The following is a 26,722-nucleotide window of genomic DNA, read 5'->3' on the forward strand; positions in this document are numbered from 1 at the left end:
TGCGCTCCGTCCGAGGTGACCGGGGAGGAGCAAATACACACAAATGGCCGAAGTTGAGTGCCTACCCGCTCTCAGCCAATGCCTTCAACGCCACCCGGTAATCCGGATAACGGAACGCATAGCCCAGTTCGTCCTTGAGCCGCCGGTTCGAAACCCGTTTGTTCTCGCCGTAAAACGACCGCGCCATGGGCGTCAGATCCGCCGTTTCGAACGGGATCTCCGGCGGCGGCGCAATGCCGAGCAACCCGGCGCCGAACGCGACCACATCCTGGGGCGGAGCGGGTTCGTCGTCGGTGACATTGAAGATCCGCGTGGACGGTGTGTCCATGGCCGCCGCGACCGCCCCCGCGATGTCGTCGACGTGGATGCGGTTGAACACCTGTCCAGGCTTGACCAGCCTGCGGGCCGTCCCGGCCCTGAGCTTTTCCAGTCCGTTGCGGCCCGGGCCGTAGATGCCTGACAGACGGAAGATCTGCACCGGCAGGCCGCGCGCTTCCGAAAAATCCATCCACGCCTTCTCCGCCGCGACCCGCTGGACAGAGCGTTTGGAAACCGGCCTGAGCGGCGTCTCCTCATCGACCCAGGCACCGTCGTGATCGCCGTAGACACCGACGGTGGAGAGGTAACCGGTCCAGACGGGGCGGGCGGCGGCGATGTCTTTCCCGTGAAGGAGCAAAACGGGATCGCCCGCCTCACCCGGTGCGATGGACAGGAGCACATGGGTCGCCGACCGCAAGGCCTCCTTGATGCTGCCGTTCGCGTTTTGGCCGTCGAAGACAAAGGGCTCCACCCCCATTGCTTTCAGGGCCTCGGCCTTTTCCGGTGAGCGGGTTGTGCCGCCGATCCAGTCGAACCGTCCGCGAACTTCCTCGACGATGGCTTTGGCGGAATATCCCACCCCAAAGACAAACAGGCGCATGAGCTAGATTTCCAGATGCTTGCGGCGGATCTCGTAAAGCGCCACGCCGGTGGCGACCGCCAGATTGAGACTGTCGGCCTGGCCCGCCTGAGGGATACGGATCACCGTGCCGCAGGCCTCGGCCATGTCGTCCTCAAGTCCCTTCTGCTCATTGCCCATCACCAGGAGAACCGGGTCCTTGTAGTCCGGCGTGCGATAATCCACCGAGCCTTTCAGATGGGTGGCAGCGACTGTGCCTGGCCAGGTGCGGGCCAGGGCCTTGAACTCGTCCTTGCTCAGCTTTGCCAGCGGCACGTGAAACAGCGAGCCCATGGTGGCGCGCACCGCTTCGACGGCGAAGGGATCGGTGCAATCTCCGACCAGCATAACGCCCGTACCGCCGACCGCGTCGAGCGTGCGGATAATCGTGCCGAGATTGCCCGGATCGCGCACCCGGTCGAGGGCGACCCAGAGCGTCGCGCCCGCCGGATCGATATCCCTGGCCGTCAGGATCTGCTGCTCGTAGACGCCGACCACCATCTGCGGATTGTCTTTGCGCGTCATCGCGGACATGACGGCGGTTGAGGTTTCCAGGATCAGCGCGCCGCGCGCCTTGGCGCTTGCCGCCGCCTTCTGAGCCACCGGATTGTCGCGGGCCTCCGGCCCGAGCGCCAGATAACGCACACCCCAGCCGGCGGCGAGCGCGTCTGTGGCAAGCTTCAACCCCTCGGCGACGAACAGGCCGGACTGGCTGCGATGCTTGCGCTGGGCGACCAGCCCCTTGATTTCCTTGACCAGCGGATTGGAATGGCTGGTGATCTGCTTCACCGCACCCTGCCGCGCAGCCTCCTGGCGCTTGTCGTTCATCGGCTGCTCCAACGGGAAAACAGCGAGGTGGAGAGCGCTCGCTCGCCGTCCTCCTCGCGAATGACCAGTTCGCCAGACTCTAGCAGGCCGCCCTGGGTGTCGAGCGTCTCGGCCATCAATTCGTGAATGGCCACGAAACTGGAGCGGATCGCATAGGCCGTCAGGATCATGAACAGCGCGTCCTTCGCCAGCAGCTTCTGCAGGTCGTCGAGCATGCCGGGCAGGGAGGTATAAAGATCCCAGACCTCGCCCTTCGGTCCGCGGCCGTATTTGGGCGGATCGAGAATGATGCCGTCATAGGTGTTGCCGCGCCGGACCTCCCGGGCGACGAATTTCGATGCGTCCTCGCAGATCCAGCGGATCGGCAGGTCCTCCAGGCCGGAGAGCGCCTGGTTCTCGCGGGCATAGCCGATGGCCTTCTTGGATGCATCCACATGGGTTACCTGCGCGCCCTCCGTGGCGGGCAGCAGAGAGGCAAGGCCGGTGTAGCCGAAAAGGTTCAGAATCTTGAGCGGCTTGTCCGGCGCGCGCTCCCGCTCCGCGCGGACCTTTCCATTGACCCAGTCCCAATGGGCGGCCTGTTCGGGAAAGACGCCGACATGCCGGAACGACATGAACCGGCCGTTGTAGCGCACCGGCCCATAGGCCATCGGCCAGGTCTCCGGCACGTTGCCGGAAAACTTCCAGCGCCCAGGGCCTTCTTCGTCCGTGTCTCCGGAAAAGACCGCGTCCGCTCGCGCCCACACGCTCTCCTTCAGCCGTCGCGCACCCATCGCCTGAGGTTCCGGCCGTACGATGGTGAAGCGTCCGTAGCGTTCCAGCTTCTCGCCACCGCCCATGTCGAGAAGCCGGTAGTCCTTCCAACCTTTCGTTTCCAGGATCACCGGCCATGATTGAACGGGCGGTTTTCCGGAAGGGGCAAAGGAGGGGGCGCAGGTCTGGTCCGCCAATTCGGTCTCTCGGGCTTTTATGGGTGGTCCTGCCTTCCGCCTTAGTCTTGTGGCGGGGGAAGGTCAAGACGTTGCGGGCGGTGACAGGGGGGAACCGCCGGCCCGAGGAAGCAAGCTCTCATTCTGTGATGCCGGTAACAGACCGACTTGATCGCCTGCCTTAGCGTAATGCCGTCGACGCAACAGTTGGGGCGAGCCATGTTTACATTCCATCGATCCGTAAAGCTGAAAGTCCAGGAGCAGTACGACCCGTACATCCAATACGCCAAGGCCGGCGAGATCACCGAGGACAAGGGCTGGGCGGCCGTTTTCATCGGATCGGAAGGCAATGACCTGATCTACGGCGATGTGTTTTCCGACACCATGTACGGCAATGGCGGCCGCGACGGGCTTGTCGGCGGCGGTGGAAACGACAAGCTTTACGGCGGCGACGACAACGACACGTTCATCGGTGGGGAGGGCGCCGACGAGATGTTCGGGGAAGACGGCGACGACTTCTTCTGGGGTGAGCTCGACGGCAACATCATCGACGGTGGCGCAGGCATCGACACGATCTGCTATTCCGGCTTCGAGGTCGGCGTCACCGTGGTTCTGAGTTTCGGGTTCGCGCAAAGGAACGACAGTTCGTATCCGTCGGAGAACCTGACCAATGTCGAAAACGTTATCGGAACCAATCACGACGACATCATCGGCGGGGACAGCCTTGCCGCCGGTAACCGGCTGTCGGGTGGCGGCGGCAACGACTATATCTCCGGCGAAGGCGGAACGGACGTCATCATCGGCGGCTATGGCGCCGATGTCCTCCTCGGCGGCAGTGAAAGCGACACCTTCCTGTTCAATCTCGGCGACAGCAACGGCGAGCAGTACACCTTCGACACGATCAAGGATTTCGACCGGGACGACGACGTGATGCGGTTCCAGGTCTACGATCCGGCGACGGCTGACTGGTCGGTGCGGGAGGGCGTGGTCGACGGCGCGGCCGGCACCTGGGTCCAGATAACCCAACTGTTGACCAGCGGAGCGCAAGCCGAGACCAAAACACTCTATGAAGTGTTTCTCGAGGGGACCGTTCTTTCGACCGTTGACGCCGGCGACATCGAGCTATTCTGAAGGGACGGGTGGGAGGCTAAGCCCCTTGTCCCTGCAATCCGATCGCCCGGCTGATCCCGGCGCCCTCGTTGATGACCCGGTAGTAGGGGCGCGGGGGGCGCAGAGCGGCATCGACCGAACGTTCGATCCAGTTGCGTTCGTCAAGCTCGCGCAGCGACTTTGACAGGGCCCGGTCAGTGATTGGCACAAGGTCGCGCTTGATCTCCGAGAACAGCTTCGGCCTGCTCGCCACCGCCAGCAGCGGAACGGTCCACATTTTCCGGAGCAGGGCCGCTCCGGCGTCGTCTCTCACAGTGGCTTCGATCCTGTGGGCAATGGGCGCCAGCGCCTGCCCTTTCGGGGTAAGGCGAAACTCCGGCCTGAGCGGATGGCCGTGCCCCGGGTTGCGTTCCATCAGGCCTAGCTCCTCGAGATGGCGGAGGGACTGAACGAAGGCCGTCCGGCTGGCGCCCGAGGCGGCGAGCAGGGGCGCCTGACGCGCCGGTACACCTTCGTGCAACAACGCGAGCGCCTTCAGGGACCAGGCTCTCGAAGTCAGCTTGACAAGCGTATTTATGTCCATAAAGTATAGCATATATATTTTTTCCAGAAAGGGAAGCCTATGGCCGTGGTCACACTTGAAAACACGATTACCCTCGCTCTGTCGGTACGCGACAGGCATGTCAGCGCGGATTGGTACGGAAAGACCCTCGGGTTCGAGGTTCTGTATCACGCCGACGAAGCCGGCTGGAGCGAGCTGCGGACCAGGACTGAAGGCGTGACGCTTGGGTTGGGAGAGCAGACGGAGCCCTCTCCCGGAAACACGGTCCCGGTCTTCGGGATCGCCGATATCGCCTCCGCGCGCAGCGCGCTCGAGGCCGCCGGTGTCAGGTTCGACGGCCCGACCGAGACGATCGAGGGCATGGTCAGCACGGCAACCTTCTACGATCCCGACGGCAATGCCCTGATGCTCGCGCAGGACCTGACGCAGCAGGGCTGAGGGAGAGACCCTCAGCGAGATATCCTTTTCACTGCTCCAGCTCGTTCAACTGCTCATGCAGCCGCTCGATCGCCTTCAGGTGTGTGCGGCCCTTCTGGCCAAGCTGGCGGCTGAGATCGACGGCGAGCAGGCGCAGCACCGCGTGGGCCGGCGTGTAGGTATCGAACAGGAAGCCGCTGGCGGTTTCGCAGACCAGGGTCTCTTTGGCGAGAGCAGGCAGACCGCGTGCGGTCGGGTCGGTGATGAGAACGATCGGCACGCCCAGATCGGCCACGCTCTTCATGATGTTGGAAATCTGCGCCCGCCGCCGGCGCATCGCAACCACGATCACGAGATCCTCCGCGCCAAGATCGGCGAGGTGATCGCCGGGCGTCTCTCCGGGACCCGGAAACAGTAGCACGTTCGGGCGGATCTGGCCGAGCAGGCCGCGCAGATAGCCCGCCAGATGGTAACTGTTGCGATGCCCGATGACGACGATCCGGCGTGCGCCGGCGATCCGGGTGCAGACGCGGGCAACAGCCGCTGCATCCAATTTGTGCAGCGTTCGCTGGAGCGCCTGGATTTCGTCGTTGAAAAAAGTTCCGGGATCGACCGGCCCCACCGTCCCGGACTGCGCCGAGGTTGCCAGATAGATCGGCGAACCCCGGTCCCGGGCCTCCCTCGACTGGCGTCTGGCCTCGTCGAAACTGGCAAAGCCGATGCGCTTGAAGAACCTGGTCACCGCCGCCTTGGAAACACCTGCAAGTTCTGACAGTTCCGTTGCGGAATAGGCCGCAAGGTCGCCCGGAAACTGGAGCACGAGGTCGGCCAGCTTGCGCTCCGCCGGAGGCAAAGCGGCGTAGAATTCGTGAATGCGCCGTTCAAGCGGGGAGGCGGTGTCCAGATCCATTTCGATTTCATTGGTCATGGATTCCTCATCGCACATTTTTTGATCAGCAGCCGCCTATAAAACAGTAGTTTCAATTATGTTGGCATTGTGAAACAATAATTTCAATATCCGCTTGCCGGGGAGATGTTGAAAACCGCCATGCAGAATTTCGCGTTCCGTGCCATCCGGGCGAGCCGGGCCCTGAACCGCTGGGTCGAACGGTTTTGCGTCCTGCTCCTGATCGTTCTGACACTCGATGTCTGGCTCGGCATCCTGGCCCGGTATTTCATTCCCTTTCCGCTGACCTTCACCGAGGAACTGGCCCGCTACCTGATGATCTGGATGGCGCTGCTGGCGATTTCCTGTGGTATTTCGCGGCGTGAGCACATCGGTGTGCTGGTTCTGATCGAACGACTGCCGCCGGTGGTGCGCAAATGGCTGGCGGTTGCCATCGACCTGACCGCCCTGGTGTTCTTCGGGGTCCTGCTGGTCTACGGCGTCGGTTTCGTCGAGCGCGGCTTCAGCCGCCTGACGATGATCTTCTCCATTCCGAAGGGCTATCCGTTCTTCGTCGTGCCAGTGGCGGCGGCGCTGGCCTGTGTCCAGCTCGTGCTGGTCGCCATTCATGACCTCTTTTCCAGCGACGGGATCACCGCCGCCGACAGGGCGGAGATCTGACATGTTGCTGGTTGCCGCGGTTTTCTTCGGTCTTCTCATTCTCGGTATGCCGGTGGGGTTCGTGCTCGGCATCGCCGGTCTTGTCGGCATCTTCGAGATGGGCGGCGGGCGGTTCTTCATGATGGTGCCGGACCGTTTCTTCGCCGGTCTCGACCTGTTTCCCTTCCTGGCCATGCCATTCTTCATCCTGGCCGGCGAGATCATGAACAAGACCGGGATCACGGAATCGCTGGTGCGCCTGGCGGCCGCCCTTGTCGGCTGGCTGCGTGGCGGGATGGCGCATTCCAATATGGTCGCCTCGGTGCTCTTCGCCGGCATCACCGGCTCGGCGACCGCGGACGCGGCCGCTTTCGGCAACACCCTGGTTCCGGCCATGGTGCGCAGCGGCTATTCCAAACCCTATGCCTGCGCGGTGACCGCCGCCGGATCGATCATCGGCCCGACGATCCCGCCTTCGACGCTCGCCGTCATCTACGGTTCGATCATGGGCGTGTCGATTGCCGGCCTGTTCGCCGCCGGCCTGCTGCCGGGTCTCCTGATCTGCGGCGTCTGCATGACGGTGATCGCGGTCTCCGCCAAGCGGAAGAACCTGCCCGGCGGCACGGAGCGGCCTTCGGCGACCGTGATCCTGAAGACCTTCAAGGAGAGCATCGCGGCGGTCATCCTGCCGGTCTTCATTCTGGGTTCGATCCTGGGCGGCTTCGCCACGCCGACCGAGGCGGCCGCCATAGCGGTGGCCTACGCTCTCTTCGTCGGCGGGGTCATCTACCGGGCGCTGACCTGGGACGCGCTCTACGAAATGCTGGTGCGCACCGCCCGCCTGACCGGCGTGATCTTCCTGATCATCGCGTCCGCCTCGATCCTGACCTGGTGGATGGCCTACAACCAGATCCCGCAGATGATCGCCGAAGGCGTGCTCTCCATCTCCGAAGAGCCGGCCGTCGTCATCGCGATGATCATCGGCCTTTTGCTGGTCATCGGCCTGTTCATGGATATCAACGCGACGCTGATCATCCTGGCGCCCGTTCTGGCGCCGCTGACCCTGCAGATCGGCATGAACCCGGTTCATGCGGGCATCGTCATCATTCTCGCGCTGAACATTTCGCTGATGACGCCACCGGTCGGGGCCTGTCTGTTCGTGCTCGCCTCGGTCACCAAGGAACGGATCGAGGCCATCGCCAGGGAGCTTTGGCCGTTCATCATCGCCGAAGCGCTCGTGCTTGTCGTGATCGCCTATTGGGAAGGCCTGGCCCTTGCCCTCCCGCGCTTCTTCGGCCTTTGAGCCGGAGCAATCAATAAAACCAGAAGGGCTCTTTCGTAAACGGAGTTGGGAACATGAAGCTGCTCAAATCAATCGGTAAAACGGCCGCCGTCGTTTCAATGGGAATGCTGATGGCATCCTCCGCCTTCGCCGCGGACGTCACCATCCGCATCGGCCACCTCAATCCGGAAGATCCCTTCCAGAGCCATTCCGGCGCCATGACCGCCGTCTTCAAGTCTCTGGTCGAGACAGCCTCCAACGGCGAGATCGAGGTCAAGCTCTATCCGAACGGCCAGCTCGGCAAGGACAACGAAGTCATCGATCAGGTTCGCAACGGCCTTCTGGAGTCCAGCATTTCCTCGTCCGGTGGCGTTGCCCAGCACTATCCGCTGGTCGGCGTTTTCGATCTGCCGTTCGCCTTCCCGAACATTTCGGTCGCGTCGAAGGTGATCACCAAGGACAGCACGTTCGGCAAGAAGTTCGTCGCCGACATGGAAGCCAAGACCGGTCTGAAAACGCTTGGACTGATCGACAGCGGCGGCTTCTTCGTGTTCTCCAACAACGAACGTCCGATCAAGTCGGTGGAGGATATGGAAGGCCTGAAGATCCGCACCATGACCCTGCCGACCCATGAGGCGATCATCTCATCGCTCGGCGGCAAGCCGACCGCGCTGCCCTGGGCGGAAGTCTACACGGCGCTGCAGACCGGAACCGCCGACGGCCAGATGAACCCGGTGCCGATCATCGCCTTCGCCAAGTTCGACGAAGTGCAGAAATACCTGTCGATCTCCAACCACGTGATCACGCCCTATGTCTGGTTCATGAACCAGGAGTTCTACGATGGCCTGTCGCCGGAGCATAAGGAGATCGTCGACTGGGCGTCCGAAGTCGCCACCGAGTCCGGCCGCAACATGTCCCGCGTGATCGAGGCCTCGAACAAGGGTCTGCCGCTGCTTGCCGAGAAGATGGAAGTCAACGCCATTCCTCCGGCGGAGCTGGAAAAATTCGCCGCTTCCGCGCAGCCGGCCGTTCGCAAGCTGATCGAGGAAAAATACGGCGAGGAAGGCACGGCGATGCTCGACACACTGCTTGCCGACATCGACGCCAACAAGTAACGCTCGCAACGAGCAGGGTTTCCGCGGCGGCGCCTGCTGCCGCGGAAACCGGCCGGCTTCAAGCCGTGGCCAATCAATAACGGAATGAATGGGAGACGCGGCGATGACCGCAGCGGACAGCGATTACGTTTTCAAGAAAAATCCGCTTGCCGACAAAGAGGCATCCTATGGCGCCGATGAGGCCGCCATCCTGAACGACGCGGCCTTCGAGGCGGCGCGCGAGACAATACGGTCCTGGCCGGGCTATGCGATGACCCCGCTTGTCAGCCTGTCCGGCGTTGCCAAAAAGGCAGGCGTCGGCGCGCTTTACTACAAGGACGAGGCGGCGCGTTTCGGGCTGGGATCCTTCAAGGCGCTTGGCGGAGCCTATGCCGTGTGGCGGGTGTTGTGCCGGAAGGCCGAAGAAGAGGGAAAGTCGCCGTCCGACCGCGAGGCCTTTTCCAGTCTGGCGCAATCCGTCACCGTCTGCTGCGCGACCGACGGCAACCACGGCCGTTCCGTGGCCTGGGGCGCCAGAACCTTCGGCTGCAATTGCGTGATCTTCATCCACGCGACCGTCAGCGAGGGACGAAAACGGGAAATCGAGAAATACGGCGCGCGGGTCGTCCGCTGCGACGGCAATTACGACGACAGTGTGCGCGAGGCCCAGGAAAGCGCGGACCGGGAAGGCTGGATCGTCGTCTCCGATACCTCCTACGAAGGCTACATGGAGATCCCGAAGGACGTTATGCAGGGCTATGAGCTGATGGCGGCGGAAGCCCTGGAACAGTTGCCGGACAGCGAGCCGCCGACCCACGTTTTCCTTCAGACCGGCGTCGGCGGAATGGCTGCCGCCGTCACCGCCAACTATTGGCGGCGTCTGGGAGAAAAGCGCCCGACCATCGTGCTCGCCGATCCGGTGAAGTCGGCCTGCTGGCTGGAAACGATCGATGCGGGCAAGCCGACAGCCGTCGAAGGTGATCTCGATACTCTCATGGCGGGGCTTGCCTGCGGCGAGGTGTCCGAGCTTGCCTGGACGATCCTGAAACATTCCGCCGACGCGGTTGTCGCACTCTCCGACGACACTGCCGTCGATGGCATGAAACTGCTCGCCGAAGGCCGCTATGGCGACGCTCCGCTGGTCGCCGGGGAATCGGCCGTCGCCGGGCTGATGGCGCTGCTGCTCGTGTCGGAAGACCCGGAAGCCCGGCGGGCATTGGGTCTTGACGGGTCGTCGCGCGTGCTCGTCTTCGGCACGGAAGGCGCGACCGATCCGGCTCTTTACGAAGAACTTGTCGGCAAGACGGCGGCAGACGTCGTAGGCAAGGCCGCATGAGCGGAGATCTCTCCAAGTTCCGGATCGATGCCGACCGCCTGATGGGGCGGATCGAGAGGCTGGGTGAAATCGGATCCTTGCCCGGTGGCGGTGTCTGCCGGCTAGCGCTGACCGATGAGGACAAGGCGGGCCGCGATCTGGTGACGGGCTGGATGCGCGACCTTGGGCTCGACGTTTCGGTGGACAGGATCGGCAATGTCTGGGGCATTCGGGCCGGTCTGGAGGGCGGGCCTCCGGTACTTCTCGGCTCTCATATCGACACGGTTGCGACAGGGGGGCTTTACGACGGCACGCTCGGCGTGCTTGCCGGACTTGAGGTCATCGCCACGCTCAACGATGCGGCGGTGGAGACGCGATTTCCGGTCGCCGTCGCCTTCTTCACCAATGAGGAAGGATCGCGCTTTGCCCCGGACATGATGGGCAGCGCGGTTCATCAGGGTTCCCTGCCGCTTGAGGAAGCCCTTGCCGTGGTTGGCATCGACGGCGCGACGGTCGGCTCCGAGCTGCAGCGGATCGGATACGGCGGCACCATCGAACCGGAGACCCTTTGCCCGCGCGCCTTTCTGGAACTTCACATCGAGCAGGGGCCGGTGCTGGAGCGTGAGGGTCTTGAAATCGGCGCGGTGACCGGCGTTCAGGGGATTTCCTGGACGGAGTATGTTCTGACCGGGGTTTCAAACCATGCCGGCACGACGCCCATGGCCTATCGTCACGATGCCGGCCTGGTCGCCGCCGAGGCCATCGTCGCGGCGCGCCGCGTCACGGGGGAGATCGGTGGCACGCAGGTCGCGACTGTCGGCTCCCTGAAACTGGAACCGAACCTGGTCAATGTGGTTCCCGAAAAAGCGGTCTTCACCATCGATCTGCGCAACGCCGAGGAAGAGGCGCTTCAGCAGGCCGAAGCAGCGGTCGAGACCGCGATCCGGAAGGCCGCGGAAGCCGAGGGTGTCACGGTCGCCTCGCGCAAGCTGGCGCGGTTTGAGCCGGTGGCCTTCGACGAGCGTCTGGTCTCCATCATAGAGGCACGTGCGAAATCGGCGGGGTTGAGTATCCGGCGGATGCACTCCGGTGCCGGGCACGACGCCCAGATGTTCGCGCCCAACTGTCCGACCGCGATGATCTTCGTGCCGAGCCGTGACGGTCTCTCGCACAATATCCGCGAGTATACCGCGCCGGAGCTTATCGCCGCAGGCGCCCGGATCCTGCTCGAGACGGCGCTGATGCTTGCCTCGGACGAATTCGATTTAGCTAAAGACCAAGAAAAGAGACCCTGAATGTCCAGATCGCTCATCATCGCCGCCGCCCAGATGGGCCCCATCGCCCGCTCCGAACCGCGCGCGTCCGCGGTGAGCCGCATGATCGCCATGATGGAGCGCGCGGCGAAGCAGGGCGCGAAACTGGTTGTCTTTCCCGAGCTGGCGCTGACGACCTTCTTTCCGCGCTGGTACATGGAGGACCAGGCGGAAATCGACACCTTCTTTGAAACGGAAATGCCCTCGGTGGAGACGAGACCGCTGTTTGAGGCCGCCGTCCGGCTGGGCGTTGGTTTTTACCTGGGTTACGCGGAAAAGACAAAGGACGGCGAGGGCCGGACCCGGCGTTTCAACACCTCCATACTGGTCGGGCCGGACGGAACGGTTTTGAGCACCTACCGGAAGATCCATCTGCCGGGCCATTCGGAACATGAGCCCTGGCGGGCGTTCCAGCATCTCGAGAAACGCTATTTCGAGGGGGGCGATCTAGGGTTTCCCGTCGCCGAAGCCTTCGGCGGTCGGGTCGGCATGTGCATTTGCAACGACCGCCGCTGGCCGGAGACCTTCCGCATGCTCGGCCTGCAGCAGGCGGAACTGGTGCTGCTCGGCTACAACACGCCGGTTCACTATCCGCCGGCGCCGGAGCACGACCACCTGCAGGATTTTCACAATCACCTGGTGTTGCAGGCCGGCGCTTATCAGAATGGCACCTGGGTCGTCGGCGTTGCCAAGGCCGGCCGGGAAGAGGGCTGCGACCTGATCGGCGGCACCTGCATCATCGCGCCGACCGGAGAGATCGCCGCGAAATGCACGACGCTCGGCGACGAGATCGCGATTGCCGACTGCGATCTCGACCGCTGCCGGGAGATCCAGGACAACATCTTCAACTTCAAGGTTCACCGCCAGCCGGAAAAATACGGCCTGCTGTGCAAGTAGGTCCGTCTGGCGACACCGTTAGGAAGATTGCTTTTTCGATGTCCTGAGAGAAACGAAAAAAGCGGAAGCGTTTCGCGCTCCCGCTTTTCCTGTTTCGACGGGCTCCTGCCCGTTAAGCCGCGGCCACCTCGGAGAGGAACCGCTCGACTTCCGACTTGAGCTGGTCGGTCTTGTCCGACAATTCGCCGGAGGCCGACAGCACCATGTCCGCGGAAGATGCGGTCTGGTCGACGGCCTGGGAGAGCTGGTTCATGGAGGAGGAGACCGCGCCGGTTCCTTGTGCGGCACGCTGCACGTTCTGGGAGATTTCAGCCGTGGCGGAGCCCTGCTGTTCGACGGCCGAGGCGATCGCGGTCGTGTAGGTGTTGACCTCGTTCATCGTCTCGGCGATCTCGCCGATGGCGACCACCGACTCCCGGGTGGCGTTCTGGATTTCTGTGATCTGCGAGCCGATCTCTTCGGTTGCTTTTGAGGTCTGGGTCGCCAGTTCCTTGACCTCGGACGCGACGACGGCAAATCCCTTGCCGGCTTCGCCCGCCCGCGCGGCCTCGATGGTCGCGTTCAGAGCCAGCAGGTTGGTCTGTTCGGCGATCGCCTGGATAAGGGTGACGACTTCGCCGATCTTGGTGGCGGCTTCCGCCAGGCCCTCGACCTTCTGGTTGGTTTCGCGGGTGCCGACCGTTGCGCGGTCGACGATTTCCGTGGTCTGGGCGACCTGGCGCGAAATCTCGCCAATCGATGCCGCCAGTTCTTCCGCAGCACTTGCGACGGTCTGAACGTTGTTGGTGGTTTCGTTGGAGGATTCCTGCGTCTGATTGGCGTAGCCGGCGCTGTCGCGGGCGATCTCCGTCAAGGCCTGGGCGGTGTTGTCCAGGCTGTTGGCTGTCGATCCAACAGCACCCAGAGCCTCTTCCGCGGTGGCACGGAAACCGTCGATCAGGCGGTCGATCCGCTCCTGGCGTTCCTGGCGCGCGGCTTCCTCGCGCGCGTTCTGCTCCTGAAGCTGGGCGCGCTCGATGCCGTTGTCGCGGAAGATTTGCACTGTCCGGCTCATGTCACCGACCTCGTCACCCCGGTCGAGTCCCGGAATCTCCACGTCGTACTCGCCCCGGGCCAGACGGTCCATGACACCGGTGATCGTGCGGATCGGCCGTGTGATCGCCAGGTTGAGAACAAAGGCGAGGCCGGCGCCGCCGAGAATGGCGAGCAGGATGGTCAGCACGATTTGCATTTCAGCCGAGCGCGCTGCCGCCTTGGAGACTTGTGATTGCGTGTTGGAAATGGCGGCGATTTCCGCGCTGACTTCCCGTGTCAGGCTGTCCAGATCACGCCGCTTGGCCAGGAGATCCGCCTTGGCGCTCAGCATTTCCTTGAAAGACCGGTCCAGGCTGACAATGGACACGGGAATCGCCTCGATCGCTTCGGATGCGGTGGGCAGGACCTTGGCGTAGGAGACCATTTCCTCCTCGAGCCGCGCGAGATTTGCGATTTCTTCCTCGACCTTGGAGGAGTCCGTGGCGCCGAAGCCACCGAACAGCAAAAGCGTTTCGGAGCGCGCCGCGAGCGCGGACTGATCCAGCCGTGTGGCATTGTCGGCGATTGTGCGGATCGACGCCAGTCGGGTGGACGCGGTCAAGGCGTCTGTCTTTGCCTTGGAAACGACCGGGGTAACCTGGGCAAGGATCTCCTGGGTGAATTCGTTCATGCCGTCGATGGCTTTGCCGACGGCGATGCGGGCTTCATAGGCCTCCGAGAAACCGAGGTCCTTGGTCATGTTCTCCAGGGCGGCACGCAGCTTTGCCGCCTGGGAGGCCAGTTTGCCAACCGTCTTGGTTTCGATACCGTCGATTTTCTTGTATTTCATCTGCTTGGTGGCGCCGACGAGATCGTTCGAGATGTCGATCGATTCTTTCAGCTCCTCGCCTTCGATGTTGCCGCTGCCTTCAAGATAATGAAACCTGATCTGCACGACCTGGTCCTTGAGGGCGAAGACGTTGCGCTGCAGCTGGTAGGCGTCGTCGAGCCTGCCGTTGGCGGCGAAAGCTTCGGCGCTGACCGCTTTCTCCTCGCTCAGCACCGCTTCGATGATCGTGGTCGCGAGCGCCTCCAGTTCCGAGGTGCTTTCCTGCAGGGTCGCCAGCCGGTCGGCCTGCTGGTCGGTCTGGGCAACAACCTCCTTGAAGGTCTCCACATATTGCGCAAGAGCTTCTTCCGCACCGATAACCTGTTTTTCCGCTCTGGGAACGCCGGCAACTTCTTTTTCAAGATCGTAGAGTGAGGCCTCGAGCTCGGCCAGATCGCTCAGAACGGTTTTGCTGAGTTCTTCCGTGGGGTTGTTCAGATAGTCTTCCCGCTTCAGCGATGTCGACTGAACCTTCTGGGCCACTTTTGACGCGTGGTCGGCGATGCCAAAGCTGGAGGAGAGATTATGGGTCGCCAAAAACCCGACGCCGCCGACCACGACGGTCAACAGCAACACCGCAATAAAACCGGATGCAACCTTGAAGCCGAGCCTCAGGTCGATAAGCAGCTTTGCCATTCGGTTCATTTCCAACCCCAATCTGAAATTTGTTATCTCAGTATTATTATTGGGTTCGGCAGTGAATATTACGTAAACTTCCGCATGGATCACGTTAGGTTCTTGGCTGTTGGAAATGCTTTCACCGGATCGTGCTTCCTAGTTCCCTTGTAAGAAAATACGAGAATTAAGTGTTCGCGTAAAGTTATTAGACGTGTTGACCGCCATTTATGTGTATCTCGGAACCGGTCACATAGGAGGACTTGTCGGAGCACAAATAATAGATGGTGTCGGCAACCTCGTCGGGCAGGCCCAGCCGGCGCAACGGAATGTCTGCAATCAGCTTTTCGGTGCCTGGAGAGAGAATCGAGGTGTCGATCTCGCCCGGCGCGATCGCGTTGACACGTATGCCGTGCGGCCCGAAGTCCGCCGCCATTTCGCGGGTCAGAGCGGCAAGCGCGGCCTTGGAGGTGGAATAGGCGGTGCCGGCGAACGGGTGGACGTGCATGCCGGCGATGGAGGTGACGTTGACCACGGAGCCTTTTGCGTTCTTCAGCTCGTTGAAGAGGCCGCGGCCGAGCAGGATCGGCGCAAAGAAATTCACCTGAAAGACGGTCCGCCACTCGTGCATCGCGGTGGTCAGGGAGTTGAGACGGGCGCCTTCGGGTCCTTTCGGACTGATGCCGGCATTGTTCACCAGAGCGTTCAGACGCGACCCGTTCGGCTCCAGCCGCTTGCGGATTTCCTGTGTGGCGTAGCCGAGATTCTCCGGATCGGACAAGTCGACCTGGATGTGATCTTCCGGTCCCATCGGCCACGGGCACTTGTCGGAAAACGCCTGACGCGAGCAGGTGATCACCCGCCAGCCTTCCGCGGAGAACCGTTTCACCGTGGCGTGGCCGATCCCCCGGCTGGCGCCGGTGAGAACGAGTGTCGGCCGGGCGTCTTTTGGGGCGTCGCCAGTCATATTAATTCCTTGCCTTGTCGCGGGAGTGTCATAAAAGTTGACTCTGCTAGTCTGGTTTCGTTATTGCGCAAGAAGCCGTCGATGCCAATATGCGTGCGAGAAGGGACACGATCCGGATCCTGAAATGATCATATGCTCCTGTAATGTTCTGTCTGACAAGAAGCTTCAAGACGCCGCGGAGGAAATGCGTCAGGATCCGAATGGAAGGATGCCGACCCCGGGAGCGGTTTTCCGCCATCTGGGTTGCCGTCCGAGATGTGGTGGCTGTTTCCCATCGGTGATTGACATCATTCACGAAAAAGGCTCTGAAGAGAAACGGGAGAAGCAATGCGATCCGGCGCCGAAGAAGCGTGTGGCGAGCCGGTAACCGCATCTTGTCAGGAGAGGGCCAATGAAGGGCGACCCGCAGGTAATCGACTATTTGAACAAATCGCTGCGTCACGAGCTGACGGTGGTCAACCAGTTCTGGGTACATGCCCGGCTGCTGGCGGATTGGGGCTTTCAGAAGCTCGCCGAGAAGGAGTTGGTCGAGGCCGACGAGGAACGCCAGCACGCCCAGGATCTGATGGACCGGATCATTTTTCTGGAAGGGCTTCCGAACCTTCAGACCCTCGACCCGCTGAGGATCGGACAAAACGTCAAGGAATGCCTGGAGTGCGATCTGGCGGCCGAATATGTGGCTCGGGCCCTTTACCAGGAAGCGCGCGAGACCAGCCGGGAAAAGGGCGATTTCGTAACCATGGCGATGTTCGAAAGACTGCTTGGTGACGAAGAGGGCCATATCGATTTCCTGGAAACCCAGCTCGACCTCGTTGAGCGGATCGGTATCGACAATTATTCCCTGCTGCAGGCGAAATCCGCCGATCAGGCCGAGTAGAGCGGTTGCCCCGATTATCGGCGTTTCAACCGGCCGCCGTATTGAGAGCGCTTCCCGCGTCGAGGTCGTAGATATCTCCACCAGCCGCCTCCGCGTCTTCCCGGTCGTGCGTGACCAGGAGGACCGGCAGGTTATTCTCCGACGCCAGCCGGAACACCAGGGCGCGGACCTCCGCCCGGCGGTTTCGATCGAGACTTGAGAACGGTTCGTCGAGAAGCAGGGCTTCCGGTTCCGCGAGCAGGGTGCGCATCAGAGCGACCCTTGTCTGCTGACCGCCGGACAGCGTCGCCGGGTCGCGTGCGCCGAACCCGGCAAGACCGACGTCTTCCAGAGCCTTCTCCGCCATGCTCCTGCGAAGTTCACTGCCCTTGATGCCGGCTGGAATGGCGAAGAGCAGGTTCTGCAGAACGGACAAATGCGGAAAGAGCAGGGCCGACTGGAACATGAGGCCGATACGACGCTCCTGCGCGGGCAGTTCCGTCAGGTCCCGGCCGTTGAGCAGCACCCGCCCGGTCGCCTGGAAATCAGGCTTCAGAAACCCGGCGACAAAGTCCAGGAGGCTGGATTTGCCGCTGCCGCTCTCGCCCATGATTGTCAGGATCGTTCCGGGGGATACGGCGCAGTCGATGTGGAGAAGCGGCAATCCGTTGAGCCGGACCGTTACCTTGTCGAGAACAAGGCTCCGCGCGCATGGGGCCCGCTGCGTGGTTTTGCCTGGGTCCTTCATGTCCGAGACACTCCCATGGCGGTCCGGTTGCGGTAGACCAGAGAGGGGATCAGCGCCGCGAGGCTGAAGCCGGCAAGCGGTATCATCAGTTGCAGAACGGCGTAAACGGCCGCGACCTGGCGGTTTCCGCCGCTGGCCAGCGCGACGCTTTCCGTCGTGACTGTCACGATCCGGCCCGCCCCGATCAAAAGCGTGGGCAGATACTGTCCGACGGAGACGGCGGCGGCAACCGCGAAGGTAACCAGGACCGGACGCAGCAGAAGGGGAAACCGAACCTGCCAGAAAATACGCGCCTGCGAGGCTCCGAGAGAGGAAGCCGCCTTGGTGTAGCGCGGATCGAGCCGGTACCACGGATCGCTCAAGGCGAGATAGGCATAGGGAAAGACGAACACCAGATGGGCCAGTAGGACGGCGAAAAAGCTGCCGTTCAGACCCATGACCAGAAACAGCATGTTGAGACCGAACAGAAAGCCGATTTGCGGGATCAGCAGGGGCATGAAAAAGAGGGCGTTCAGCCGGCGGCTTCTGTTTTTCTGGTGCGTATTGCGCGTTTCGAGCAGCCAGAGGGTGAGCGCGGTTGCCGCGAAGGCCGCGGCGATTGCGAGCAAAACGGTCGCCAGCAATGCCGGACCGCCCATGCCGATGGCGTCGCCGGCACGGGCGGCGTCCCAACGCTGAGGCAGGGCGGCGGGAAACCACCAGGACTTCGCCACGGACCAGAGCCCGAGCAGGCCCATGGACAGGACCATGGCGGCTGCGACGAGCGCCATGAGAACAAGTCCGGCTCCGCGTAGGGCTCTGTCCCGCCGGAAGCGCCAGCCGCGTGTGGAGCTGGCGGTCGTGACGGCCGAAACGGCTTTTTCCAGGACAAGATAGACGAGAAGCGCGGCGGCACTGACGGCAAGTTGCAGCAGGGTTCCGGCGGAGGCCATAAGACGTTTGGCGAGATCCGGATCGTTCATCCATTGCACGAGCCGGGGTGCGAGAGGCGGCGGTGTGGTCGGCCCGAGAATTTCGGCAACGTCGACCACAGACGTGGCATAGGCGATCACGGCAAGCATCGGCAGCCGGATCAACGGATAGATCTGCGGCAAAACGGCCGTAAGAAACCCTGCCACCCGTCCGTAGCCGAGACTTCTTGCCGCCTTGGCATACTCCTGGACATGAGGCCGGTTGAGGGCGGCAAGCGTCATCAGGAACAAGAACGGCACTTCCTTTGCCACGAGAGCGAACGTCAGGGACAGGCCGTAGGGGTCCTGAAGGATCAGGATATCCGGAGGGCGGCTCCAGCCGGTTGCCCAGGGCGAGAGGAGACGGACCAGAAAGCCGGATGGTGCGATCAGGAAGGCAAGACCGATCGCCGCCGCCGCATGGGGCACCGACAGCAGCGGAGACAGAAAACGGGAAAGGCGCCGGAAGGTTTTCGTGCCGGACCAGCCGGCGGTGAACAGCAGCACGATGGCGAGCGACAGCAACGAGGTGGCCAGACCGGTGCCGAAGCTGAGCGCCGCGGAACGGCTCAGCCCGGGCGTGGCAACAAGCTGACGGAAGGCATCGAGGTTGAGCGTGTCGAAGCCGAGAACCGGCAGGTATCCGAAGGCCGGCAGAAGCGTGCCGGCGAGCCCCGCCAGAACCGGTCCGAGCAGCAGGCCCGTTGCGAGGACCGTTGGCAGGTCCGGTCTGGCGTTCCCGGGCGGCAAGGACCCTTACTCGCCCTGCGCGCCGTAACGCGCGCTCCAGGCTTCTTCCAGCGCGCTGACCCAGCTCGGATGCGGCTCCGGCAGCACGGGGCCGAGGTCTTCCGGAGACAGTGTCGCCACGCCGAGGTCGACCCGTTCGAACCGGGCTCTTTCTTCGGCAGGCAGCGCGTCGACCTTCAGGACCGTCGGGTCACCCCAGATTTCGGGATCCTGCTTGCGGGACTGGGCCAGCGGGCTCAAAAGAAAATCGGCCAACACCTGAGCCCCCTCCCGAGCGGAACTGTTGAACGGGATCGCGACGAAATGGGTGTTGCCGATGGTGCCGCCGTCGAGCACGAACGTGCGCACGGTCTCCGGCAGTTCGCCGTTGGCGATGGCGCCGGAGGCATCTCCGGGATTGAAGGAAAAGGCAATGTCCAACTCGCCGTCGGCCAGAAGCTGGCGCATATGGGCGGCGTTTTTCGGAAAGGCCTCGCCCTGTCGCCAGAGATAGGGGTGCAGCGCATCCAGATAGGCAAAGAGCGGTGCGCTCACCTCAGCGAAAGTCGCCGGGATAGCCGGTCCGGACAGGAAAGCCGGATCCTGAACGGTGTTGATCAGCACCTGCTTCAAGAAGGTGGTGCCGTGGAAATTCGGCGGCTGGGGATAGGCGATCCGGCCCGGGTTATTTTTCGCGAACTCAAGAAGGGCGTCGAGCGAGGTCGGCGGCGTTTCGAGGCGCGCGCTGTCATACATGAAGACAAGCTTGGCCATGCCCCAGGGGCTTTCCAGCCCGTCCGTCGGCACCGTGAAATCCACCTTGACCGTCGGCTTGTTTTCAACGTCGACATTGCGCCAGTTCGGCAGGTCTTCCGCCCAACCGGACGCGGCCAGCAGCCCGTTTTCCTTCATGGCGGCGAAATTCTCGCCGTTGATCCAGATGAGATCGACCGCGCCTCCGGAGGTTTTGCCGACGGATTTTTCCGCAAGCACCTGAGAGACGACGGAAGCCGTGTCGCTGACCTTCACATGCACGACGCGCACGCCATAGGCGTTGTTCACCTCCCGAGCGGCCCACTGGATATAGGCATTGATCCGCGGCTCGCCGCCCCAGGCGTGAAAATAGACCGTCTGACCCTTGGCCTTGTCGAGAACGTCCTGCCAGTCACTGCTCGGGGTTTGATCCTGGGCGCAGGCAATGACCGGTGCCAGGATGGTTCCGAGTAAAAAAAGACCGGCGGCAAACAGTCGTTTCATCTGACTTCCTCTTGCATTTTCATCAGGGGCCTTCCCTCGCGCAGTCCACAGGACACCGTCAAGACAAGGCTTTGTGAAGGCGGTTCAAGATCTGGAAGGATCGGCTCACACCGGCAGGATATGCGTATCCTTGATCTCTTCCATCACCGCGTAGGTGTGGGTTTCGCGGACGCCGGGAAGCGCCAGCACCACGTCGGAGAGGAAGGCCCGGTAGGCCTCCATGTCCTTGACACGGCTCTTCATAAGATAGTCGAAGCCCCCGGCCACCATATGGCACTCCAGAATATCGCGCGAGCGCTCCACCGCCAGCTTGAACGCGTCGAAGATTTCCGGCGAGGTGCGGTCGAGGCGGATCTCGACGAAGACCAGGAGACCGCGTTCCACTTTACGCGGGTCGAGCGTTGCGGAGAAACCCTCGATGTAGCCGTCTCGGACCAGACGCTTCATGCGTTCCGCCGTCGCGGTCGCCGACAGGTTCACCCGTTCCGACAGATCCGTGTTGGTGATCCGCCCGTCCTCCTGAAGAACCTTCAGAATCCGCCGGTCAGTCGTATCGAGCATAGTGATTTTCTCTAAAATTGTAGTATGAGACGAGAATATCACTAATTTGATATCAAAAAACAGTGTTTATCGGCCATCGGCATGAGGTAATTTAGGGAAATTTCAATTTTCGATCCCACGGGGTCTTTTGGGAGCAGCTCATGACCGCATCCTCCGCAGCAAAGAAGACGATGGACAGCGTTGAACTCGAACCGTTCCGCGCCGATTACGCCCCCGACGACAGAAAACTTGTCGAAGCGCTTCTGAAGGAGGCCAAGGGCGATCCCGTGGTGGAAAAGCTGATCGACCAGCGTGCCCGGGGCTATGTCGAAGACATGCGCTCGGTGCAGGTCGGTCTCGGCGGCGTCGAGGACTTCATGCGGGAGTTCGGCCTGACCACGCGCGAAGGTCTCGCAATGATGGTTCTCGCCGAGGCGCTGCTGCGGGTTCCGGATGCCACCACCGCCGACAAGCTGATCGAGGACAAGCTGGCCGCCGCCCGGTTCGACGACCCGTCCGGCCCCAAATCCGACACCTGGCTGGTCTCCGCGTCGTCCTGGGCGCTGGGCGTCACCTCCCGCCTGCTGCATCCGGGCGACACGCCGCAAAGCATTCTCTCCAGCTTGGTCAAGCGCATGGGCATGCCGACCGTGCGGGTGGCGACCCGCAAGGCGATGCAGCTTCTGGGGCACCAGTTCGTTCTGGGCGAAACCATCCAGAAGGCGCTTGAGCGCGCCAAGGCCCAGCAGGCCAAGGGCTATCGCTATTCCTACGACATGCTGGGCGAGGGCGCGCGCACCCGGAAGGATGCCGAGCGCTATTTCCAGTCCTACGCCAACGCGATCGAGGCAATCGGCAAGGCCGCCGGCGACAAGCCGCTGCCGGACCGTCCGGGGATTTCCGTCAAGCTTTCCGCGCTTCATCCGCGCTATCAGGCCGTCAACGGCGATCGGGTGCGCGACGAACTCCTGCCGAAGCTGCGTGAACTGGTTCAGATGGCCAAGGACCGCAATCTGAACTTCACCGTGGATGCCGAAGAGGCCGACCGGCTGGAAATTTCGCTCGATGTCATCGCCGCGCTCCTGAACGACCCGGTGACTGAAGGCTGGGACGGTTTCGGCCTGGCGGTTCAGGCTTACCAGAAGCGCGGCATTCACGTGATCGACTGGCTGGTCAACGCGGCGCGCAAGACCAATCGCAAGATGATGGTCCGCCTCGTGAAGGGCGCTTATTGGGACACGGAAATCAAGCACGCGCAGGAAGGCGGTGCAGAAGGTTATCCGGTCTTCACCCGCAAGGCCGCGACCGATCTCTCCTATCTGTGCTGCGCCAAGCGCATGCTGGCGGCCCGCGACGTGCTTTACCCGCAGTTCGCCACCCATAACGCCCTGACCATCGCCCAGATCGTCGAACTCGCGGGCGGTTCGTCCGAAGGCTACGAGTTCCAGCGCCTCCACGGCATGGGTGAGAGCCTCTACAAGTCCGTCTGCGAACGCGACGGCTTTCCCTGCCGCATCTACGCGCCCGTCGGCGGACACAAGGACCTGCTCGCCTATCTGGTTCGCCGGCTTCTGGAAAACGGCGCCAACTCCTCCTTTGTCACCATTGTCGGCGATACATCGGTTCCGACCGAAGCACTGCTGAAGCGGCCGGGCGAAATTCTCGACAACGGTCATCATGCGGTCAACCGCTCCATTCCGCTGCCGAAGGATCTTTATGGCGAAAGCCGTGACAACTCCGAAGGGGTCGAATTCGGCTGGGCCACCGAGCGCAACATGCTCGTCGACGGCATGGCGAAATTCCAGCCGCCTTTCACCGATGCGCATCCGCTTGGCAAGGGGGTGGCGAAAGAGGGCGAAGCTCATCCGGTATTCGCTCCGATGGACGGCACGACCAGGGTCGGAACCGTCACCTTCGCGACCCGCGACACGGCCGGCAAGGCGATGGAAGTCGCGCAGAAGGGCTTCGAAGCCTGGTCGCGCAGACCCGTGGAGGAACGCGCCGCCGCCGTGGCGAAGGTTGGTGATCTTCTGGAGGCCAACCGCGACCGGCTGATGACGATCCTGTCGCTGGAAGCCGGCAAATGCCTGACCGACGGCATCGCCGAGATCCGCGAGGCGGTGGACTTCTGCCGCTACTACGCCAGCGAAGCCCTGACCCTGTTCGGCGAAGGCCGGCTGATGCCCGGACCGACCGGCGAGGAAAACCGCTACCGCCATCGCGGCCGGGGCGTCTTTGTTTGTATCTCCCCCTGGAACTTCCCGCTGGCGATTTATCTCGGCCAGATCAGCGCCGCATTGGTTGCCGGTAACGCGGTCGTTGCCAAACCTGCGGAACAGACGCCGCTGATCGCCCATGAGACCGCGAAACTGATGTATGAGGCCGGCATTCCGGACGATGCCTTCCTGCTGGTTCCGGGCGAAGGCGAGATCGGCGCGGCCCTGACCTCGCATCCGGCCGTCGCCGGCGTTGCCTTCACCGGCTCCACCGAAACAGCCTGGGCGATCAATTCCACGCTCGCAGCCAAGCGCGGCCCGATCGTACCGCTGATCGCCGAAACCGGCGGCATCAACGCCATGCTTGTGGATGCGACCGCGCTGCCGGAACAGGTCTGCGACGACGTCGTCATGTCCGCCTTCCGCTCCGCCGGCCAGCGCTGTTCCGCCCTGCGTCTGCTTTATGTGCAGGAGGATGTCGCCGACACCTTGCTGACGATGCTGGAAGGGGCTGCGAAGGAGCTGAAACTCGGCGATCCGCGTCTTCCGTCCACCGATATCGGCCCGGTCATCGACGAGGAGGCCCGTGACAATATCCTGTCCCATGTCGATGACATGAAGGAGAGCCAGACGCTGCGCTACGCCGGTGGAATCCCGTCAGGAAGCCTCGGCAACGGCTCCTGGGTCGCGCCGCATATCATCGAGCTGGACAAGGCCGAAGCCCTGACCCGCGAGGTCTTCGGGCCGGTGCTTCATGTGGTGCGCTACAAGGCCAGGGACATCGACAAGGTGCTGAACCAGATCGCCTCGACTGGCTACGGTCTGACGCTTGGCGTGCACAGCCGCATCGATGCCACGGTGAAGAAGGTGGTCGACCGGTTGTCCGTCGGCAACGTCTATGTCAACCGCAACACCATCGGCGCCGTTGTCGGCACCCAGCCCTTCGGCGGCTCGGGCCTCTCCGGCACTGGCCCGAAGGCCGGCGGCCCGCTCTACCTGACCCGATTCGCGCTGGAACAGGTCGTCTCCATCAACACGGCCGCTGCCGGCGGAAACGCCAGCCTGGTTGCGGCGTCGGACGATTGAGCGGGACCTGCCAGAAGCGAGTTCAGGCTCTAACTCTCCTGTGTCATGCTCGGACTTGATCCGGGCATGACACAGGATGCTTTAAACTGAAATTTTTGGAACCGGGGCGAGTTCCACCCATCGGCTTGTCGTCCCGGTTTGGCGTAAGCCTCAACGCCCCCTCGGCTTTGCCCGCCGCGTCGCTTCAGCGACCGTCGGGTCGTCCGGCCAGGGGTGCTTTGGATAGCGCCCTTTCATGTCAGCCTTCACATCCGCCCAGGACCCGGCCCAGAAACCCGGAAGATCCTTCGTGATCTGGATCGGGCGCTGGGCGGGAGAGAGTAGTTCCAGGATCAGCGGCAGGCGTCCATCGCAGACGCTTGGGTGGTCCTTGAGGCCGAAGAGCTCCTGGACGCGGATGGAGAGCGTCGGTCCCGCCGCAGCGCCGTAGTCGATGGGCACCTTGCTGCCGGTCGGCGCCGTGAAGTGCGACGGGGCGAGAGCGTCGAGCCGGGACGCGGCGTCATAAGGCAGGAGAGCGGCAAGCGCGTTGCCGATTACGGCCGCGTCGATGGCACTGACGCTCGTCAGACCGGCGAGATAGGGCTGAAGCCAGGCTTCCAAGCTTTCGGTCAGCGCCGCGTCGGAGAGGTCCGGCAAATCCTCCGCGCCGTTTTCCCGAGCATAGCCCACCCGCCTGCGCAGGCGCTGCTGATCCTTGCTCCAGGGAAGGCGGGAAACGCCCCGGCGGCGGATCTCGGCAAGAAGCGCCTTTTCTACCGCGACCGGATCGGCCGACTGAATTGCCACCGACCGGAGCTCGACAGCCTTGTAACGTGTCACACGCCGGGCCTTGAGTGCTCCATCGCCGCTGAGCTGGACCTCGTCCTCCTCAACAATGCCCTCACCGAAGAGCTCTTCGATTTCAGCCTTCGAAATCGGCGCGCAGAGCTGAATGCGGCCGCTGGCGGCTTTCCCTTGTATGTCGGCAACGGTCAGGAAAGGCTCACCCGACAGCGCATGTCCCTGCTCAAGCTCCGCTCCCCGGCCGTTGGCGAGCCGGAAACGGCCTGTCTGGCCGCGCGCCTGGGCAACCCGGTCGGGATAGGCGAGAGCGAGCAGGAACCCCGCGCTTTCGATGTCGATTGTAGACCCGGAGCCTCCGGCCTGCTTCAGCCAGCGCTCGGCCAGCGCCCGGCCGTCCTTCGCTCGCTGGCTCTTGTCGTGGCGCAGCGCCTGCAGGCGCGCGCGCATATCCGGATCGCGGCCGCCGAGGCCGGGTTCCGACAGGATGAGAGCGATAAGCGCCGCAGTATAGCCGAGGCCCCGGGCGTTTCCCTCGATCAGCATATGCGCCAGACGCGGATGAAGCGGCAGACGGGCAAGGGTCTTGCCCGCTTCACTGAGCCGGCCTGCGCCATCAAGTGCGTGAAGGTCTTGCAACAGAACTTTGGCCTCGATCCAGGCCGCCTGCGGTGGCGGGTCGGGGAAGGTCAGGGCGGACGGATCGAGCGTTCCCCATGCCGCGAGGTCCAGGACCAGGCCGGTCAGATCGGCTTCCAGGATTTCCGGCGCTTCGGCCGCAGGCAGCGCGGTTGTTTGCGCCTCGTCCCAGAGCCGGTAACAGACCCCGGGCTCCGTCCGGCCCGCGCGGCCCCGGCGCTGGTCCGCCGATGCTCTGGAAACGCGCACAGTTTCAAGCCGGGTCAGGCCGGTCTGCGGCTCGTATTTCGGAACCCGTGCCAGGCCGCTGTCGATGACCACGCGCACGCCTTCGATGGTGAGCGAGGTTTGCGCGATAGCGCTGGCGAGAACGATTTTCCGGGTTCCTTCCGCTGCGGGGCTGATGGCCGCGTCCTGCGCCCTTGCGTCCAGGCCGCCGTAAAGCGGTGCGATCCGGCAATGGGCCGGCACCTCGCCGGCCAGAAGTTCGGCGGTCCGCCGGATCTCGCCCTGGCCGGGCAGAAACACGAGGACCGAGCCGGTCTCTTCCGAAAGCGCCTTTCGGACGGCTCGGGCAACCTGCGGCTCGATCCGTTGTTTCGGATCGCGGCCCAGATAGCGTGTCTCGACCGGGAAACTGCGGCCCTTGCTCTCGATAACCGGTGCGTCGCCGAGCAACTTCGAGATACTTGCGGCGTCGAGCGTGGCCGACATGGGCAGGAGGCGCAGGTCTTCCCGGAGCGCGGATTGCACATCGAGAGCGAGCGCCAGTCCCAGATCGCCGTCGAGCGAACGCTCGTGAAATTCATCGAACAGGATGGCGGCAACGCCGGTCAGTTCCGGATCGTCCAGGATCAGCCGGGTGAAGACCCCTTCGGTGATGATTTCGATCCGGGTTCGCGCGCTGACCCGCGTTTCCATGCGCACCCGGTAGCCGACGGTCTCGCCGGGTTTCTCGCCAAGCTCTTCCGCCATGCGCCTTGCGGCGGCCCGCGCCGCGAGCCGGCGGGGTTCAAGCACCAGGATCTTGCCGTGCCCCCGCCAGGACGCATTCAAGAGCGCAAGCGGCACGCGGGTGGTCTTGCCGGCGCCCGGTTCGGCGACGAGAACCGCGTTAGATGCGCTCTCCAGGGTCTGAAGCAGGTCGCGGAGAACGCCATCGATCGGCAGCGGTGTTCCGAAGGCGGCAGGGGTATTCATCGA

23 protein-coding genes are annotated in these 26,722 nt (G+C 63.0%); 11 read left to right on the forward strand and 12 right to left on the reverse strand.

What is annotated here, in order from left to right:
• Window positions 1–61: 61 nt before the first annotated feature.
• From JF539_RS00565 to JF539_RS00575, 3 genes are read right to left on the reverse strand one after another with little or no spacing between them, the layout of a single operon-like run.
• Entirely contained in the window at window positions 62–919 is an 858-nt protein-coding gene (locus JF539_RS00565) for an SDR family oxidoreductase (RefSeq protein WP_207138064.1), read from the reverse strand.
• 3 nt (window positions 920–922) lie between these two features.
• Window positions 923–1,765: a TrmH family RNA methyltransferase gene (locus JF539_RS00570; RefSeq protein ID WP_207138065.1), complete on the reverse strand. Its 843-nt coding sequence runs from the start codon at window positions 1,763–1,765 to the stop codon at window positions 923–925.
• Window positions 1,762–2,715: a class I SAM-dependent methyltransferase gene (locus tag JF539_RS00575; RefSeq protein ID WP_207138067.1), complete on the reverse strand. Its 954-nt coding sequence runs from the start codon at window positions 2,713–2,715 to the stop codon at window positions 1,762–1,764. Before JF539_RS00575 ends, JF539_RS00570 begins: the two co-directional genes overlap by 4 nt.
• Window positions 2,716–2,913: 198 nt before the next feature.
• On the opposite strand from JF539_RS00575, the gene JF539_RS27825 reads away from it, so the two are divergent.
• Complete coding sequence (locus JF539_RS27825) at window positions 2,914–3,825, forward strand: calcium-binding protein (RefSeq protein WP_207138069.1); 912 nt, start codon at window positions 2,914–2,916, stop codon at window positions 3,823–3,825.
• 16 nt (window positions 3,826–3,841) lie between these two features.
• On the opposite strand, the gene JF539_RS00585 is transcribed toward JF539_RS27825, so the two are convergent.
• A complete protein-coding gene (locus tag JF539_RS00585; protein WP_209016938.1) occupies window positions 3,842–4,399 on the reverse strand; it encodes a winged helix-turn-helix transcriptional regulator in 558 nt (185 codons plus the stop codon).
• A 27-nt stretch (window positions 4,400–4,426) separates the two neighbouring features.
• Between JF539_RS00585 and JF539_RS00590 the strand changes: the two genes are divergently transcribed.
• Window positions 4,427–4,804, forward strand: coding sequence for a VOC family protein (locus tag JF539_RS00590; RefSeq protein ID WP_207138072.1), 378 nt, complete (start codon window positions 4,427–4,429; stop codon window positions 4,802–4,804).
• 28 nt (window positions 4,805–4,832) lie between these two features.
• Here JF539_RS00590 and JF539_RS00595 read toward each other — a convergent pair whose 3' ends face one another.
• On the reverse strand, window positions 4,833–5,711 hold the full coding sequence (locus JF539_RS00595; protein WP_207138074.1) for a MurR/RpiR family transcriptional regulator: 879 nt from the start codon (window positions 5,709–5,711) through the stop codon (window positions 4,833–4,835).
• A gap of 120 nt (window positions 5,712–5,831) precedes the next feature.
• On the opposite strand from JF539_RS00595, the gene JF539_RS00600 reads away from it, so the two are divergent.
• The 6 genes from JF539_RS00600 to JF539_RS00625 all read left to right on the forward strand — a co-directional run bounded on the left by JF539_RS00600 (window position 5,832) and on the right by JF539_RS00625 (window position 12,230).
• Complete coding sequence (locus tag JF539_RS00600) at window positions 5,832–6,350, forward strand: TRAP transporter small permease (protein ID WP_209016939.1); 519 nt, start codon at window positions 5,832–5,834, stop codon at window positions 6,348–6,350.
• Window position 6,351: 1 nt separating this feature from the next.
• Complete coding sequence (locus JF539_RS00605; RefSeq protein ID WP_236042322.1) at window positions 6,352–7,632, forward strand: TRAP transporter large permease; 1,281 nt, start codon at window positions 6,352–6,354, stop codon at window positions 7,630–7,632.
• A gap of 53 nt (window positions 7,633–7,685) precedes the next feature.
• A complete protein-coding gene (locus JF539_RS00610) occupies window positions 7,686–8,726 on the forward strand; it encodes a DctP family TRAP transporter solute-binding subunit (protein WP_207138076.1) in 1,041 nt (346 codons plus the stop codon).
• A gap of 103 nt (window positions 8,727–8,829) precedes the next feature.
• Window positions 8,830–10,041 (forward strand): diaminopropionate ammonia-lyase, encoded by a 1,212-nt coding sequence (locus JF539_RS00615; protein WP_207138079.1) that lies wholly within the window; start codon window positions 8,830–8,832, stop codon window positions 10,039–10,041.
• On the forward strand, window positions 10,038–11,315 hold the full coding sequence (locus JF539_RS00620; RefSeq protein ID WP_207138081.1) for a Zn-dependent hydrolase: 1,278 nt from the start codon (window positions 10,038–10,040) through the stop codon (window positions 11,313–11,315). Before JF539_RS00615 ends, JF539_RS00620 begins: the two co-directional genes overlap by 4 nt.
• Complete coding sequence (locus JF539_RS00625; protein WP_207138083.1) at window positions 11,316–12,230, forward strand: N-carbamoyl-D-amino-acid hydrolase; 915 nt, start codon at window positions 11,316–11,318, stop codon at window positions 12,228–12,230.
• 112 nt (window positions 12,231–12,342) lie between these two features.
• Here the strand turns inward: JF539_RS00625 and JF539_RS00630 are convergent, their stop codons facing one another.
• The gene (locus tag JF539_RS00630; protein WP_209016940.1) at window positions 12,343–14,769 is read right to left on the reverse strand and encodes a methyl-accepting chemotaxis protein; all 2,427 of its coding nucleotides are present in this window, start codon (window positions 14,767–14,769) and stop codon (window positions 12,343–12,345) included.
• A 187-nt stretch (window positions 14,770–14,956) separates the two neighbouring features.
• Window positions 14,957–15,715, reverse strand: coding sequence for an SDR family NAD(P)-dependent oxidoreductase (locus JF539_RS00635; protein ID WP_207138085.1), 759 nt, complete (start codon window positions 15,713–15,715; stop codon window positions 14,957–14,959).
• A 124-nt stretch (window positions 15,716–15,839) separates the two neighbouring features.
• Here JF539_RS00635 and JF539_RS27555 point away from each other — a divergent pair, with 124 nt between their 5' ends.
• Window positions 15,840–16,082 carry a (2Fe-2S)-binding protein gene (locus JF539_RS27555; RefSeq protein ID WP_207140742.1) on the forward strand — a complete coding sequence of 81 codons (243 nt, stop codon included), beginning with the start codon at window positions 15,840–15,842 and terminating at the stop codon, window positions 16,080–16,082.
• Between the two features lie 24 nt (window positions 16,083–16,106).
• Window positions 16,107–16,592, forward strand: coding sequence for a bacterioferritin (bfr, locus tag JF539_RS00645; protein ID WP_207138087.1), 486 nt, complete (start codon window positions 16,107–16,109; stop codon window positions 16,590–16,592).
• Between the two features lie 25 nt (window positions 16,593–16,617).
• On the opposite strand, the gene JF539_RS00650 is transcribed toward bfr, so the two are convergent.
• From JF539_RS00650 to JF539_RS00665, 4 genes are all read right to left on the reverse strand, one after another.
• Entirely contained in the window at window positions 16,618–17,319 is a 702-nt protein-coding gene (locus tag JF539_RS00650) for an ATP-binding cassette domain-containing protein (protein WP_207138095.1), read from the reverse strand.
• A complete protein-coding gene (locus JF539_RS00655; RefSeq protein ID WP_207138097.1) occupies window positions 17,316–19,019 on the reverse strand; it encodes an ABC transporter permease in 1,704 nt (567 codons plus the stop codon). The genes JF539_RS00650 and JF539_RS00655 overlap by 4 nt, the downstream gene beginning before the upstream one ends.
• 6 nt (window positions 19,020–19,025) lie before the next feature.
• Complete coding sequence (locus JF539_RS00660; RefSeq protein WP_207138099.1) at window positions 19,026–20,255, reverse strand: ABC transporter substrate-binding protein; 1,230 nt, start codon at window positions 20,253–20,255, stop codon at window positions 19,026–19,028.
• Between the two features lie 105 nt (window positions 20,256–20,360).
• Complete coding sequence (locus JF539_RS00665; RefSeq protein WP_207138101.1) at window positions 20,361–20,816, reverse strand: winged helix-turn-helix transcriptional regulator; 456 nt, start codon at window positions 20,814–20,816, stop codon at window positions 20,361–20,363.
• 140 nt (window positions 20,817–20,956) lie between these two features.
• On the opposite strand from JF539_RS00665, the gene putA reads away from it, so the two are divergent.
• Window positions 20,957–24,097 (forward strand): bifunctional proline dehydrogenase/L-glutamate gamma-semialdehyde dehydrogenase PutA, encoded by a 3,141-nt coding sequence (gene putA / locus JF539_RS00670; protein ID WP_207138108.1) that lies wholly within the window; start codon window positions 20,957–20,959, stop codon window positions 24,095–24,097.
• A 150-nt stretch (window positions 24,098–24,247) separates the two neighbouring features.
• Here the strand turns inward: putA and hrpB are convergent, their stop codons facing one another.
• Window positions 24,248–26,719, reverse strand: a complete 2,472-nt coding sequence (gene hrpB, locus JF539_RS00675; protein ID WP_207138110.1) for an ATP-dependent helicase HrpB — start codon at window positions 26,717–26,719, stop codon at window positions 24,248–24,250.
• Window positions 26,720–26,722: the final 3 nt, after the last annotated feature.

The organism is Roseibium aggregatum, from assembly GCF_017309185.1.
Taxonomy (GTDB): domain Bacteria; phylum Pseudomonadota; class Alphaproteobacteria; order Rhizobiales; family Stappiaceae; genus Roseibium; species Roseibium aggregatum_B.

Bases quoted from the DNA above. Each gene is read 5' to 3' on its own strand.
- JF539_RS00565 (WP_207138064.1), bottom strand. From the start codon at position 919: ATGCGCCTGTTTGTCTTTGGGGTGGGATATTCCGCCAAAGCCATCGTC.
- JF539_RS00570 (WP_207138065.1), bottom strand. From the start codon at position 1,765: ATGAACGACAAGCGCCAGGAGGCTGCGCGGCAGGGTGCGGTGAAGCAG.
- JF539_RS27825 (WP_207138069.1), top strand. From the start codon at position 2,914: ATGTTTACATTCCATCGATCCGTAAAGCTGAAAGTCCAGGAGCAGTAC.
- JF539_RS00585 (WP_209016938.1), bottom strand. From the start codon at position 4,399: ATGCTATACTTTATGGACATAAATACGCTTGTCAAGCTGACTTCGAGA.
- JF539_RS00590 (WP_207138072.1), top strand. From the start codon at position 4,427: ATGGCCGTGGTCACACTTGAAAACACGATTACCCTCGCTCTGTCGGTA.
- JF539_RS00595 (WP_207138074.1), bottom strand. From the start codon at position 5,711: ATGACCAATGAAATCGAAATGGATCTGGACACCGCCTCCCCGCTTGAA.
- JF539_RS00600 (WP_209016939.1), top strand. From the start codon at position 5,832: ATGCAGAATTTCGCGTTCCGTGCCATCCGGGCGAGCCGGGCCCTGAAC.
- JF539_RS00605 (WP_236042322.1), top strand. From the start codon at position 6,352: ATGTTGCTGGTTGCCGCGGTTTTCTTCGGTCTTCTCATTCTCGGTATG.
- JF539_RS00610 (WP_207138076.1), top strand. From the start codon at position 7,686: ATGAAGCTGCTCAAATCAATCGGTAAAACGGCCGCCGTCGTTTCAATG.
- JF539_RS00615 (WP_207138079.1), top strand. From the start codon at position 8,830: ATGACCGCAGCGGACAGCGATTACGTTTTCAAGAAAAATCCGCTTGCC.
- JF539_RS00620 (WP_207138081.1), top strand. From the start codon at position 10,038: ATGAGCGGAGATCTCTCCAAGTTCCGGATCGATGCCGACCGCCTGATG.
- JF539_RS00625 (WP_207138083.1), top strand. From the start codon at position 11,316: ATGTCCAGATCGCTCATCATCGCCGCCGCCCAGATGGGCCCCATCGCC.
- JF539_RS00630 (WP_209016940.1), bottom strand. From the start codon at position 14,769: ATGGCAAAGCTGCTTATCGACCTGAGGCTCGGCTTCAAGGTTGCATCC.
- JF539_RS00635 (WP_207138085.1), bottom strand. From the start codon at position 15,715: ATGACTGGCGACGCCCCAAAAGACGCCCGGCCGACACTCGTTCTCACC.
- JF539_RS27555 (WP_207140742.1), top strand. From the start codon at position 15,840: ATGATCATATGCTCCTGTAATGTTCTGTCTGACAAGAAGCTTCAAGAC.
- bfr (WP_207138087.1), top strand. From the start codon at position 16,107: ATGAAGGGCGACCCGCAGGTAATCGACTATTTGAACAAATCGCTGCGT.
- JF539_RS00650 (WP_207138095.1), bottom strand. From the start codon at position 17,319: ATGAAGGACCCAGGCAAAACCACGCAGCGGGCCCCATGCGCGCGGAGC.
- JF539_RS00660 (WP_207138099.1), bottom strand. From the start codon at position 20,255: ATGAAACGACTGTTTGCCGCCGGTCTTTTTTTACTCGGAACCATCCTG.
- JF539_RS00665 (WP_207138101.1), bottom strand. From the start codon at position 20,816: ATGCTCGATACGACTGACCGGCGGATTCTGAAGGTTCTTCAGGAGGAC.
- putA (WP_207138108.1), top strand. From the start codon at position 20,957: ATGACCGCATCCTCCGCAGCAAAGAAGACGATGGACAGCGTTGAACTC.
- hrpB (WP_207138110.1), bottom strand. From the start codon at position 26,719: ATGAATACCCCTGCCGCCTTCGGAACACCGCTGCCGATCGATGGCGTT.